The 12463-nt window shown below is 72.9% G+C and carries 10 protein-coding genes; 4 read left to right on the top strand and 6 right to left on the bottom strand.

Annotation, left to right across the window (positions count from 1 at the left end; genetic code table 11):
- Nucleotides 1–32: 32 nt before the first annotated feature.
- Nucleotides 33–671, top strand: coding sequence for a pyridoxamine 5'-phosphate oxidase (pdxH, locus tag ACFYZE_RS29365; RefSeq protein ID WP_389000451.1), 639 nt, complete (start codon nucleotides 33–35; stop codon nucleotides 669–671).
- 337 nt (nucleotides 672–1008) lie between these two features.
- On the opposite strand, the gene ACFYZE_RS29360 is transcribed toward pdxH, so the two are convergent.
- Both ACFYZE_RS29360 and ACFYZE_RS29355 read right to left on the bottom strand, forming a co-directional pair.
- Nucleotides 1009–1863: an alpha/beta fold hydrolase gene (locus ACFYZE_RS29360; RefSeq protein WP_389000404.1), complete on the bottom strand. Its 855-nt coding sequence runs from the start codon at nucleotides 1861–1863 to the stop codon at nucleotides 1009–1011.
- A 755-nt stretch (nucleotides 1864–2618) separates the two neighbouring features.
- A complete protein-coding gene (locus ACFYZE_RS29355) occupies nucleotides 2619–3311 on the bottom strand; it encodes a metal-dependent transcriptional regulator (RefSeq protein ID WP_103837795.1) in 693 nt (230 codons plus the stop codon).
- A 277-nt stretch (nucleotides 3312–3588) separates the two neighbouring features.
- Between ACFYZE_RS29355 and ACFYZE_RS29350 the strand changes: the two genes are divergently transcribed.
- Nucleotides 3589–4377: an SIS domain-containing protein gene (locus ACFYZE_RS29350; RefSeq protein WP_389000401.1), complete on the top strand. Its 789-nt coding sequence runs from the start codon at nucleotides 3589–3591 to the stop codon at nucleotides 4375–4377.
- Between the two features lie 15 nt (nucleotides 4378–4392).
- Here ACFYZE_RS29350 and ACFYZE_RS29345 read toward each other — a convergent pair whose 3' ends face one another.
- From ACFYZE_RS29345 to ACFYZE_RS29330, 4 genes are all read right to left on the bottom strand, one after another.
- Nucleotides 4393–5784: a PAS domain-containing protein gene (locus tag ACFYZE_RS29345; RefSeq protein WP_389000398.1), complete on the bottom strand. Its 1392-nt coding sequence runs from the start codon at nucleotides 5782–5784 to the stop codon at nucleotides 4393–4395.
- A gap of 154 nt (nucleotides 5785–5938) precedes the next feature.
- The gene (locus tag ACFYZE_RS29340; protein ID WP_389000395.1) at nucleotides 5939–7525 is read right to left on the bottom strand and encodes a transporter; all 1587 of its coding nucleotides are present in this window, start codon (nucleotides 7523–7525) and stop codon (nucleotides 5939–5941) included.
- A complete protein-coding gene (locus ACFYZE_RS29335; RefSeq protein WP_389000392.1) occupies nucleotides 7522–8313 on the bottom strand; it encodes an ABC transporter ATP-binding protein in 792 nt (263 codons plus the stop codon). The genes ACFYZE_RS29340 and ACFYZE_RS29335 overlap by 4 nt, the downstream gene beginning before the upstream one ends.
- A 30-nt stretch (nucleotides 8314–8343) precedes the next feature.
- On the bottom strand, nucleotides 8344–8997 hold the full coding sequence (locus tag ACFYZE_RS29330; RefSeq protein ID WP_389000449.1) for a bifunctional DNA primase/polymerase: 654 nt from the start codon (nucleotides 8995–8997) through the stop codon (nucleotides 8344–8346).
- A 341-nt stretch (nucleotides 8998–9338) separates the two neighbouring features.
- Here ACFYZE_RS29330 and ACFYZE_RS29325 point away from each other — a divergent pair, with 341 nt between their 5' ends.
- The gene (locus ACFYZE_RS29325) at nucleotides 9339–10721 is read left to right on the top strand and encodes a transcriptional regulator (RefSeq protein ID WP_389000389.1); all 1383 of its coding nucleotides are present in this window, start codon (nucleotides 9339–9341) and stop codon (nucleotides 10719–10721) included.
- 322 nt (nucleotides 10722–11043) lie between these two features.
- Entirely contained in the window at nucleotides 11044–12462 is a 1419-nt protein-coding gene (locus ACFYZE_RS29320) for a hypothetical protein (RefSeq protein ID WP_389000386.1), read from the top strand.
- The last annotated feature ends 1 nt before the right edge of the window (nucleotide 12463 follow it).

Below are 12463 nucleotides of genomic sequence, written 5' to 3'. Positions count from 1 at the left end.
CCGCCGAGGGCCTGTCCGCCAACCCCGCAGAGATGCGAGCCCACTACCGCGCCGAAGGCCTCGACGAATCCACGCTCGCCCCCCACCCCATGGACCAGTTCGCCCGCTGGTTCAAGCAGGCAGCCCAGGCGGCCATCGCCGGAATGATCTACGAACCGAACGCGATGATCGTCTCCACCGCCGACGCCGAAGGGCGCCCCAGCTCCCGCACCGTCCTGATGAAGCAGTACGACGAACAGGGCTTCGTCTTCTACACCAACTACGACTCCCGCAAGGCCCAGGACCTCGCCGCCAACCCCTACGTCTCCCTGCTCTTCCCCTGGCATCCCATGGCCCGCCAGGTGATCGTCACCGGCACCGCCCGCCGCACCGGCCGCGACGAAACCGCCGCCTACTTCCGCACCCGCCCCCACGGCTCCCAGCTCGGCGCCTGGGCCAGCACCCAGTCCTCGATCATCTACTCCCGCGCCGAACTCGACGCCACCTACGAGGAACTCACCACCCGCTACCCTCAGGGCACCCAGGTACCGGTCCCCCCGCACTGGGGCGGCTTCCGCATCGCACCCTCGACGGTCGAGTTCTGGCAGGGCCGCGAAAACCGCCTCCACGACCGCCTCCGCTACGTCGCGGAACCGGACGGCAGCTGGCGGGTGGAACGCCTCAGCCCCTGAGTCTCGGTGCCCGAAAACGCAGACGACCCGCGAGCTCAGGTCCTCCGCCAGAAGACGAAGGAGCCGGCCGGACGTACCGGCGAGCCCGCGGGCCGGGTGACTGCGTTGGATTGGCCGGCTGCGCGCATCTCACACGCGCTGGTCCGGCGCCGAACTGAGTACGACGGCGGGCCGCTAGCCCGCAGTCACCTCTTCCGTCCGGTAGTCATACATCTGCCGAACCACCTCCTCTCCGAAGTGGGATCCACTCTAGGAAGCGGCCGGAGAGCAATCAACCCGTTTTTTCTCGAGATGACGGCGACGCGGACCCCGGCCGGGCGGCGGGGGCCGGCGCGGCTCACGGAGACAGCACGTCGGCCAGGAACGGCCCGATCGCGGCTCGCCATGCCTCCGGCTGGGCGTGGTGGAGGAAGTGGCCGGCGTCGGGGACCTCCGCGTACTGGCCGTGGGGGAGTACGCGGACCATCTCCTGGGCCTCCGCGCGGCCCAGTTCGCCGTCCAGGCCGCGGACGACCAGGGTGGGGCAGCGCACCTGGGCCAGTTCCTCCCAGTGCGCGTCGTACACCCAGGTCTCGCGGGATCTCAGCATGTGCTCGGGTTCGAAGACGGGGCGCCAGCCGTCCGGGGACTCGGTCATCACCTCGACGTAGAACTCGCCGCGGGCGGGGTTCGGGCGCTCGACCCAGGGGTCGTCCTCGCCGAACCACTTGCGCACGTCGGCGAGTGTGGCGAAGGGGAGGGGCCAGGACTTGAACCAGTTCTCCCATTCGCGCTGGGAGGCGGCGCCGAGTGCGGAGGCCCGCATGTCGCAGATGACCAGGGCGCGTACCAGGTCGGGGCGTTTGGCGGCGAGCTGCCAGGCGGTCAGGGCGCCCATCGCGTGGCCGATGAGGACGGCCGGGGCGAGGCCGAGTTGTTCGAGGGCGGCTTCGGCGTCGTCGATGTAGGCCTCACGGGTGTAGCCGTCGGCGGGCTTGTCGCTCTGGCCGTGGCCGCGCTGGTCGAGGGCGACGGCGCGGTGCCGTTCGGCGAGCAGGCGGGCGGTGGGCGCCCAGTGCGAGGCGCGGCCCATGAGCCCGTGCAGTAACAGCAGGCCCGGCGTCTGCTCGCCGTCGCCGGTCTTGGGCGGGTCGGCGAACTCCCATGCGGCGAGGCGTACGCCGCCCGCTCCGGTCACGTCGATGCGACGCATCGTCCTGGCACCCCCCTGCTCGGCCGGGACCGCTCGCTTCGGCGTCGGGCGGTCGGTCCGCGCGCTTGTCGTACTGGTCGTACTTTCGCTGTCGTGCTGCTTCTGCTGGTGTCGGCGGTCACTGCCGGCGCCGGTGTCGCCGCCGGGCGGTGGTGCCTGTGCTCGCTGTGCGGCGGACGCGTCATTGGTACAGCGCCCGGCCCGGCGAGATCGTCACCACCCACGCTATCGAATGACTATTCGAAAGCGCCGTTTCCGCGGCAACACCCCACCTTCGAGTGACCTCCCTGGAGGATTGGCCGCCGTCTGCGCGGGGAGATCTTCTGCGGGAGGCGGACCGCTCGGGGAAAACCGGTCCGAGGGGGCGACCCTGAGAGCTCGGGGCTCCGGGTCGAAACAGGGGAGGACAGGCCCCGGCGCCGATGGGTGCCGGGGCCCTCCCCAGGTCCGGGGTCGCGTCCGGGGCACATCCTCCCTCCCCTTCCCGGCCGTTGACATCGCTGTCATGTCCGGCCAAGAGCCCTCAGGTCATATGCCTCACGCGACAGCCTCGCATGCGAACGGTCCCGGCGCTGCGATTCCGCTCACTGAATCTTGATTGCAGTACGATCGCGGAATCATCACAACAGCCCCAGGAATCACAGAAGTTGTGAGGGCCGGGCGGGACGAGGAGGAGCGTAGCGGGACGGAGAGGGGCCAAGAGGGACCAAGAGGTCATGCAGGGTTCCAGTCATACGGGGTCCCGGCGCCCTCTGTCAGGGCTTGGCCACGAAGACGTGGGACGCGATGTCCGCCTGGAGCTCCGCCGCCTCGCCGCCGCTGCCGACGAGGACACCGCCCGCCGACTCCGTCACGCTGACCACCGAGCCGGGCTGCACGCCCGCCCGCCGCAGCGTGTACATCAGCTGCGCGTCCGTCTGGATGGGCTCGCCGATACGGCGTACGACGACCGTCTTGCCGTCCGTGCCCGGGTCCAGGTCGGCCAGCGAGACCATGCCCTCGTCCAGGAAGGGGTCCGCCATCTCCTTCTCGCCGAGCTCCTCCAGGCCCGGGATCGGGTTTCCGTACGGCGACTCGGTGGGGTGGCGCAGCAGCTCCAGGACGCGGCGCTCGACCGCCTCGCTCATCACGTGCTCCCAGCGACACGCCTCGGCGTGCACCTGCTCCCACTCCAGCCCGATCACGTCGACCAGGAGGCACTCGGCGAGCCGGTGCTTGCGCATGACGCGGGTGGCCAGGCGGCGGCCCTCGTCCGTGAGCTCCAGGTGCCGGTCGGCGGCGACCGAGACCAGGCCGTCGCGCTCCATTCGCGCCACCGTCTGGCTGACGGTCGGGCCGCTCTGGTCGAGCCGCTCGGCGATACGGGCGCGCATGGGGACCACGCCTTCCTCCTCGAGCTCGAGGATGGTGCGGAGATACATCTCCGTCGTGTCGATCAGTCCGGACATACGTGCCCCTCGAAGAGATCTGCCGGAGGCTCGACTGCTCACCGGCGTGTGCGCTGGCCCTGGATTCAATTCTGACTCATCCCACTGACAACCGGGGCGCGGCGAGGGGACCAGGCGGCCACGGGGCGCGTCGGCTCGGCACCGGACGCGCCTTCCGGTGCGCCGGTTCCAAGGCCCCGGCCGCGCACCTCGGCGCCTGGCGGGCCGTATTGACATCCCACTGGTCCAGACCGCAACGTGATCCGCGACACGGGCCGACTTCGAAGGGGCGTCGCCGATGAGCGCAGGGCCGAGCGGTGGGGAGCCGCAGGGCGGGAGCACACCGGCGGAGCGGTTCTTCGACGCGGCGATCGGGCTGCTGCGGCGCGTGCGGGACGAGGACGCGGAGGAGATCGCGGCGGCCGGCACGCTGATCGCGGACACCGTGGCCGCGGGCGGCCGGTTGTTCGCCTTCGGCGCCGGGCACTCCTCGCTGGCCGCGCAGGACCTGGTCTACCGCGCGGGCGGCCTGGCCCTGATGAACCTGCTCGCGGTGCCGGGAGTCGTCGGCGTGGACGTCATGCCGGCGACGCTGGGCTCCGCCCTGGAGCGGGTCGACGGTCTGGCGAGCGCGGTCCTCGACACGAGCCCCCTCCGCTCCGGCGACCTCCTGGTGATCATCTCCCTGTCCGGCCGCAACGCGCTGCCCGTGGAGATGGCGATGAACGCCCGCGCGCTCGGCATCAAGGTCATCGGCGTGACCTCGGTGGCGTACGCGGCGGAGACGAAGTCCCGGCATGTCTCCGGCATGTACCTGAAGGACCACTGCGACCTCGTCCTGGACTCGAAGATCACGGTGGGAGACGCGGAGCTCACCCTGGACACCATCCCGGCGCCCTTCGCCCCCGCCTCCACCGTCGTCACCACGGCCCTGCTGCAGGCGGTCATGGCCACGGCGGCCGGGGTCCTCGCGGAGCGCGGCATCGAACCGCCCCTGCTGCGGTCGGGGAACGTCGACGGCGGCCATGAGTGGAACGCCCGGGTTCTGGCGGAGTACGCCGACCGGATCTTCTACCGCCAGGCGTAGCCGCGCCCCATGGCCCTACTGCGCGGCCCGTCCCTTCACCACGTCGGACAGGTCCAGCGCCGCGGCGATCCGTACCGCCACGTCCTCCGCGTACACGGCGTCCACCCGCTCGAAGCGGCTGCGCCCGGCCCCCCGCAGAAACGTCACCACTCCCAGCGTCCGCCCCCGGCTGCGCAGCACCGCGCACAGGGCGTGCACCGCGTCCGCGGGCCACTGCCGGGCCAGCGCCCATGCGCGCGCCTGCGCCGGGTCGGCGGCGCCCGCGTCGGCCCGTACGGTCCCGGAGCGCTCCACGCACTGCAGGGCGGGATGGCCCTCGTCGTACCGCACCGGCAGTCCCGCCTTCCCGGTGAGCACGCTCGGGCCGGGGGCACCGGACGGCGTCTCGGCGGCCCGCACCAGTCGTACCGGCCCCGCCCCGTCCGGCACCCAGCCGCCCGCCACCCGGTCGATGAGGGCGTGGTCGGCGAATCCGGCGAGGGAGAAGTCCAGATGGATCGTGGCCGCCTCGCCGGGGTCCTCGCACTCGGCGGCCGCCCGCGCGGCCCGGTGCAGCTGGTTGGAGCGGAAGCGCAGCAGGGCCGCCTCCTGTTCGCTCTGCCTGGTCTCGGTGACGTCCTGGAACAGCCATCCGACCCCGAGTGGGACCGGTTCCTCCGCCAGCGGCGAGGCCAGCCGCAGGAACCCGCTCCGCCAGCACCGCCGCTTCTCGCCGTCCGCGGTCCGTACGCTCACCCAGATCTCGGCGGGCGCCGGCGGCGCCCCCTCGGCGAGCACGTGGGTCAGCGCGCTCTCCAGCTCCTCGACGCCCTGTGCGAGCAGGTCCCCGAGGGGTCGTCCCAGCACGGCCGTGCGCCCGATGCCGAGCGCCCGGGCCGCGTGGGCGTTGACGACGGCGGGCCGCAGGTCCGCGTCGACCAGCACGACACCCCAGCTCGCGTCCTCGAACAGGGCCTCGCTGAGCGCGATCGACCGCTCCAGGTCGATCTGGGCGTGCACCTCGCTGAACGCGCAGTACACCCCGGCGGGTTTCCCGTCGGGGCCGCGCACCGCCGCGGACTGGGTCCGTACGAGCACCCGCCCGCCGTCCTTGGTCAGCAGGGCGAACTCGTGCACCTGCCGCCCGGGGGCCTGCATCGCGGCCATCAGCCACGCCTCGACCTCGGCCGCGTCGGCCCTGCGCACGGCCCACCCGGCGAAGCCGCGCCGCCCCACAGCCTCGGCCGCCGACCAGCCGAGAATCCGCTCGGCCTCGCGGTTCCAGTGGGTCACGACCCCGTCCGCGTCGAAGGCGCACAAGGCCGCGTCCATCCCGTCGAGGAGCGCGGCGAGAAGATCCGAACCATCCCGCTCCGGCTCGTCCGGCACCGGCTCTTCCGTGGTCCCCCTCCGCCGGGAAGCACTCACCCGAACCCCCCTGCAGCCTGCGCGTCCGCCCGTACGGCACGCTCGTCCGCTCTCTCGCCCACATTCAACTCGACCGTGACCCAGCCCACATCTCCTTCACAGAAGATTGGGGGAAATCCTTGCGCGCTGGGGTTGCGTCCGCTCGGTCCGCTGACTAGCCCTTGCTGACCGCGGCCAGGATCTCCGGCAGCCGGCGGGCCGTGCGGGGGGCCGCGAGGCGGAGGCCGAGGAGGGTGATCAGGGCGCCGTAGGCGGCGCCCGCAGGCAGCAGGAGCCAGGTCCAGTCGTCTCCGTTCGCCGTGACGTTGAGCCAGATCGTCGCCGCGATCACGGGCGCGGAGAGCAGCGCGGCGGAGACCATGCCGCCGAGGATGGAGATCCAGGCGAGCCCCGCCTGCCCGGGGACCACGTTCTTGTAGCCCTCCTGCGGTATCGAGTACGGGAAGCGGGCCGAGGACCAGGCGCCGGTGGCCAGCATCGCGCCGAGCAGCGCCAGGGACAGTCCCAGCACCTCGGGCAGCCTGTCCCAGGCGCCCAGCAGGGCGGTGGTGGTGACGGTGACGAGGGCGGCGTACGGCAGGGTGATCAGCAGCAGGGCCAGCGCCCGGCCGCGCAGTTCGGCGTGGGCGTCGCGGGTGGAGGAGATCGTCGTGGCGACCATCCAGAAGGCGGAGGTGTCCTGCCCGAACTGGTTGTACATCTGGATGCCGAGCATGCCGGCCGCGAAGCAGGCGAAGTAGACGGACCCGGTGCCCTGGAGGGCGTTGAAGACGGGCACGATCAGCCCGATGGCCAGCGATGTCACCCACGCCGCCTTGGTCTTGGGGTCGCGCCACACATAGCGCAGGCTGCGCTCGGCCACCGTGCCGGTGCGGCCCGCCGGCAGCAGCCGGGACAGGCCCCTGGAGGACCGCTCCCGGGGCCCCGGTTCGGCGGCCTGGAGCGTGGAGGAGTCCGGTGCGGTCATCAGCTTCGTGAGGTTGCGCGACCACACGGCCAGCAGGCCCGCCGACGCGGCCGCGCTCAGCGCGAGTTGGGCGGCTCCGACGCCGTACGAACCCTTGCTCACGGAGTCCACCGCGCCGATCGCGGAGGCGGGCGGAACCCAGCGCACGACGTCGCCCACCGGCCCCAGCCGCGACAGCCCGGCCGAACCCAGCTCGCGGGCACCGAAGTTGACGAGCTGCGCGCCGACGGCGACGACCAGCCCGCTCAGTACGGCGAGGTCGCGGCCCTTGCGGCTGGTCAGCAGCCGGATGTTGGCGGCGGCGACGGCCCGCGCGAGGGTGACGCAGACCAGCAGCGTGAGCACGACGGCGACGACCGCGGTGCCGTACGCCGCCGCCCCGTGCGCCACGGAGATCACCGAGCCGACGGCCATGCAGAGCGTGAACAGCGGCCCGATGCCGACCAGGGAGGCCACCAGCAGCGCCCGGACGAGGGGCCCGGGGCGCAGCGGCAGCATCACCAGGCGGGTGGGGTCGAGCGTCTCGTCGCCGCTGGGGAAGAACAGCGGCATCACGGCCCAGCCGAGCGCGACGACCTCGATGCCGAGCACGGCGACGGAGGCGGCGTGCGCGTTGCCGCGCAGCAGGATGAGGCCGAGCAACTGGGCGGCGGCGAACAGCAGGACCAGGACGAGGGACGTGATGTACGCGGCGCGTCGCCCGGCCGAGCGCAGCAGTCCGTTCCGCAGCAGGGACAGCTTCAGCCGTACGACGACGGTTGTCAGGCCGGTCATCGGGCGCCGCCGCCGAGCCAGTCGAGGTCGGCGCCGGCGTTGCGGCCGTGCGCGCCGACCAGTTCCAGGAACGCCTGCTGGAGGGTGGGCGCGTCACCGCGTACGTCGGCCAGCGGGCCGTGCGCGCGGATGCGGCCCGCGGCCATGACGGCCACCCAGTCGCACAGCGACTCGACCAGCTCCATGACGTGGGAGGAGAACACGACGGTGGCGCCGGAGGCGGTGTACCGCTCGAGGACGCCGCGGATGGTCTGCGCGGAGACCGGGTCGACACCCTCGAACGGCTCGTCGAGGAAGAGGACTTCGGGGTTGTGCAGCAGCGCGGCGGCGAGGCCGATCTTCTTGCGCATCCCGGTGGAGTAGTCGACGACGAGTTTGTGCTGGGCCCCGGCCAGGTCGAGGACGTCGAGGAGCTGGGCGGCCCGCTTGTCGACCTCGGCACCGGGCAGTCCGCGCAACCGGCCGGTGTAGGCGAGGAGCTCGCGCCCGGACAGCCGCTCGAAGAGCCGCAGCCCTTCGGGCAGCACCCCGATACGGGCCTTCACCTGGGCGGGGTCGCGCCAGACGTCGTGCCCGACGACCTCGACGGTGCCGCGGTCGGGCCGCAGCAGCCCGGTGACCATGGACAGCGTGGTGGTCTTCCCGGCCCCGTTGGGCCCGACCAGCCCGATGAACCGCCCGGCGGGCAACTCGAGATCGACCCCGGCGACGGCGACGTGCTCCCCGAACCGCTTCCAGAGATCGTGTACGCGTACGGCGGCGGCACCCGCCCCTGCACCTTCGGTCATGTGTGCACCCTACGGGGGAGGGGCGCCCGGCTAGCGATCCCTACCGCACGCATAGGCCAAGGGCGACAGCAGCTCCTCCGCATCCGGCAGCCACCGGTTCGCCGACGTGGGCCGCCGCGCCCACTGCACGGCCCCCCGCGATCCGAACCGGGTGGGCGGCGCGGCCACATACGCGCCCTCGCCGAGCGTGACCAGGTCGAGCGAGGCGGGCTGCCAGCCCAGTCTGCGCAGCAGGTCCGGCACCTTCGCGGACGCGCCCGGCAGCACGAAGAACTGCATGCGCCGCGCCGGTGTCAGCGTCACCGGACCGAGCGTCAGCTCCATGCGCTCCATGCGCGCGAGGGCGAGGAAGCCGGCGGTCTCCGGGACGTCGATCGCGTCGAACGTGCGCCCGGTGGGCAGCAGGATCGACGCGGTCGGCCGCTCGGACCACAGACCGCGAGCGACGGTGGCACTGCCGGTCGCCTGCGTCGCCCAGTCGTCGCGTGCCGGGTGCGCCCCGGGCGCGGGACACGCGGACTGACCGCAGGAGCAGCGGTGCATCCCGTCGACGGCATCCAGCCAGGTGCCGGGGAACACGTCCCAGTGACGCTCCTCGACGTAACGGACGGCGGCGTCCAGGAGCGATTCGCCGCGCTGCTTCGGGATGTGGGCAGCTTCAGGGCCCGCGATGGTCTCTTCCACGATGAACTCAACTCCAGCGATCACCGCGGGTTACGCCTCGGACACTCGGGGCCGTCTCCGGGTGGACCAGTGCTTTTTGAGCATGTCCTTTTCATCCCACATGCGCCGGGGAGGAGCACCGTTTCCGCGGATGGGGCGCATGGATGCACGGGTGGGGGCGCGCACGGGGAACCGCAGCGGGGGTGGGGTAACCAGGTGGGGGGTGCGGGACCAGCCTTTACCCCGGCAATCTGCGCATGTCTCGCATCAGGGGAATATCCGCTGGGCATCGATCTTCAAGGCCGGATCTTTTCGGTGCACCGGCCACTCGGCGAACCGAGCCAGGAAATAGGGGGTACGCCATGGCCGCCAGGCCTCTTGTCGCGCGGCAGCCGAACGAACGACTGCAGGCGCTCATTCAGGAAGCGGGCTGCTCGAACGCGGGGCTCGCCCGCCGGGTCAACATGTGCGGCGCGGAGCACGGCCTCGACCTGCGCTACGACAAGACGTCCGTGGCCCGTTGGCTCCGTGGACAGCAGCCGCGGGGCCGGGCCCCGGCGATCATCGCGGAGGCGCTCGGCCGCAAACTGGGGCGCACGGTGACGATCGACGAGATCGGCATGGCCAACGGCAAGAACCTGGCGTCGGGCGTCGGTCTGCAGTTCTCGCCCACGGTGCTCGGCGCGATCGAGCAGGTCTGCGAGCTGTGGCGCAGCGACGTCGGACGCCGGGACTTCCTGTCCGGGTCCTCGGTCGCCGCGTCCGCGCTCGTCGAGCCGAGCCGCGACTGGCTGATCTCCGGGCCGGACCCGCAGGTCGCGCGGTCGGCCGGGCCACGGGTGGGACAGTCGGACGTGGACGCGGTACGGGCCATGACGCAGGCCCTGGTCGAACTGGACCACCAGTACGGCAGCGGGCATGTACGGCCGGTCGTCGTGCACTACCTCAACAGCGTCGTCTCCGGGCTGCTGGCGGGGTCGTACCGGGACGCGGTGGGACGCGAACTGTTCGGGGCGGTCGCGCGGTTGACCGAGCTCGCGGGGTACATGGCGGTCGACACCGGACAGCCGGGGCTCGCGCAGCGGTACTACATCCAGGCGCTGCGGCTCGCGCAGGCGGCCGGTGACCGGGGGTACGGCGGTTATGTGCTCGCCGCGTCGATGAGCCACCTCGCGGCGCAGCTCGGAAACCCGCGCGAGATCGCGCAGTTGGCGCGGGCGGCGCAGGAGGGGGCGCGAGGGCGCGTGACCCCGCGCGCGGAGGCGATGTTCTGCGCGGCGGAGGCGCGCGGTCATGCGCTGATGGGCGATGTGCGCGCCACGCAGATCGCGTCCGGGCGTGCGGTGACGGCGCTGGAGTCGGCCGACGCGGCGTCCGGGGACGATCCGGCGTGGATCGCGCACTTCGACGAGGCGTACCTGGCGGACGAGCTGGCGCACTGTCACCGGGACCTGGGGCAGGCGGAGGCGGCGGCCCGGCGGGCGGAGGAGTCGCTCGCCGGGCATCCCGAGTCCCGGGCCCGGCGGCGGGCGATCGGGCTGGTGCTCCTCGCCACCGCGCAGGTGCAGCAGCGGGAGGTGGAGCAGGCGTGCCACACCGGGTTGAAGGCCGTGGAACTGCTCGGCACGCTGCGGTCCAGTCGGGGAGCGGAGTATCTCGAGGACCTGCAGCAGCGGCTCGAGCCGTACCGGGAGGAGGCCGTGGTGCGGGAGTTCGGGGCGCGGTTGGATCTGGCAGCCGCGTAGTGCCTCCGGCGGTTGCGTGACGTGCCCGGGGGGCGCGGGGCTTCGCCCGGGGCCCCGGGGGTGTCGCCGTAGGGGTGACGGATGTCTCGTCGGTGCGGGTTGCGGCTGGTCGCTCCCCCAAGTTCTCGGCTTCGCTCGAGCCGGGGTCTCCCCAGCTCTCGGCCTCGTTCGAGCTGGGGGGACCCCCGTCGCGGCGGAAGCCGCATATCGGCACAGTCCCGCGCCCCTGCGGAGCGCTCCCCCTGTCCGACGTAGCACCGGTCATGGGGACCCGGTAGCGTGAGCCGACGATTCCGAAAGTCCCCCATTCGTAGGAGTCCCGGTGACGCAGAGTGGACAGGGCGAGGAGCCCTCGGCGCGGCCCGCGCGCGAAGGCATCGTGCTGCCCTCCGACGGCGGTGCGCCCCTACTGCCGGGCCAGACGAGCGGAGTGAACGGTTCCATACCCCCGGCGCCCGCGCCCGGCCCCGCGGGCGGTCAGGCGTGGGGGCAGCCCTGGGGGCCGGAGCAGGCCGGCCGGCAGCAGAACCAGAACCAGCAGTGGGGCGCGCAGCCGTCCTGGGAGGGCTCGGACCCGCGCTCGGCCTGGGGGCAGCAGCCGCCGGCCGGCTCGGGACAGCCGCTGCCCCCGCAGCAGAGCGCCGGTGCCGGGCCCCTGCCCCCGCCGGCCGGCTCCGCCGACGAAGGAGCCACGCAGTACCTGCCCCCCGTCGCCGTCGCCCCGAACGAGGGTGCGACGCAGTACATACCCCCGGTGGCCGCCACTCCCGACGAGGGGGCCACCCAGTACATCCCGCCGGTGGGTCCGGGCGCGCTGCCCCCGGAGATGCCCGCTGACCAGGCCACCCAGGTCCTCGGACGCGCCGCCGGTCCGCTGCCGCCCGCCGCCGGCCCCGACGCCCAGGCCACGCAGTACCTTCCGCCCGTGCCCGGCCAGCCGTACGCCGTGCGGCCCGGGGGGCCGGGGCAGGCGCCGCCGGCCGAGTTCGACAACCTCTTCCGAGGCGGCGCGGGCGGGTTCGCCGAACCCACCCAGCACCTGCCGCGGTTCGACGGCGCGGACGCCCCCGGCGCACCCGATGGCCGGGCGGCCGGCGAGCGCGGTGGCCGTACCCGCTCGCGTATCCCCCTCATCGCGGCCGTCGGCGTCGGCATAGTCGTCCTCGGGATCGGGGCCGGCGCCCTGCTCGGCGGTGGTGGCGGCAGCGGTGGCACGAGCGACGACAGCAAGTCCGTCGCCGCGACCGGGGCCGCACCGGACTCCTCGGGGTCGGGCGCCGCCGACCCGGCCCGGGCGCAGGCCGTGGCCCTGGACAAGCTCCTCGCCGACAGCGGCAACAGCCGCGACGCGGTGATCAGGGCGGTGGCGAACGTCAAGACGTGCCAGAACCTCGACCAGTCGGCCGCCGACCTGCGGGACGCGGCCAAGCAGCGCAACGACCTGGTCAGCCGGCTGTCCGGACTCCAGGTCGACAAGCTCGCCGACCACGCCGCGCTGACCGCCGCGCTCACCAGCGCCTGGAAGGCGTCCGCGTCCGCCGACAGCCACTACGCGGCCTGGGCCGACCAGGTCTCGGGCGACAAGGGCTGCAAGAAGGGCCGTGCGCGCGTCACCCCCCAGGCCCAGGCGGGCAACCGGGACAGCGGCACGGCCAGCGCCCAGAAGGCGAAGGCGGCGCAGATATGGAACGGCATCGCGCAGAAGTACGGCCTGACCGAGCGCCGGCCGACCCAGCTGTGAG

Origin of the sequence: Streptomyces sp. NPDC001796 (genome assembly GCF_042892355.1) — a bacterium.
GTDB lineage: Bacteria > Actinomycetota > Actinomycetes > Streptomycetales > Streptomycetaceae > Streptomyces.
This window is presented reverse-complemented; position numbering and strand designations above follow the sequence as displayed.

Bases quoted from the DNA above. Each gene is read 5' to 3' on its own strand.
- ACFYZE_RS29335 (WP_389000392.1), bottom strand. From the start codon at position 8,313: ATGACCGAAGGTGCAGGGGCGGGTGCCGCCGCCGTACGCGTACACGAT.
- pdxH (WP_389000451.1), top strand. From the start codon at position 33: ATGCGAGCCCACTACCGCGCCGAAGGCCTCGACGAATCCACGCTCGCC.
- ACFYZE_RS29355 (WP_103837795.1), bottom strand. From the start codon at position 3,311: ATGTCCGGACTGATCGACACGACGGAGATGTATCTCCGCACCATCCTC.
- ACFYZE_RS29350 (WP_389000401.1), top strand. From the start codon at position 3,589: ATGAGCGCAGGGCCGAGCGGTGGGGAGCCGCAGGGCGGGAGCACACCG.
- ACFYZE_RS29325 (WP_389000389.1), top strand. From the start codon at position 9,339: ATGGCCGCCAGGCCTCTTGTCGCGCGGCAGCCGAACGAACGACTGCAG.
- ACFYZE_RS29360 (WP_389000404.1), bottom strand. From the start codon at position 1,863: ATGCGTCGCATCGACGTGACCGGAGCGGGCGGCGTACGCCTCGCCGCA.
- ACFYZE_RS29340 (WP_389000395.1), bottom strand. From the start codon at position 7,525: ATGACCGGCCTGACAACCGTCGTCGTACGGCTGAAGCTGTCCCTGCTG.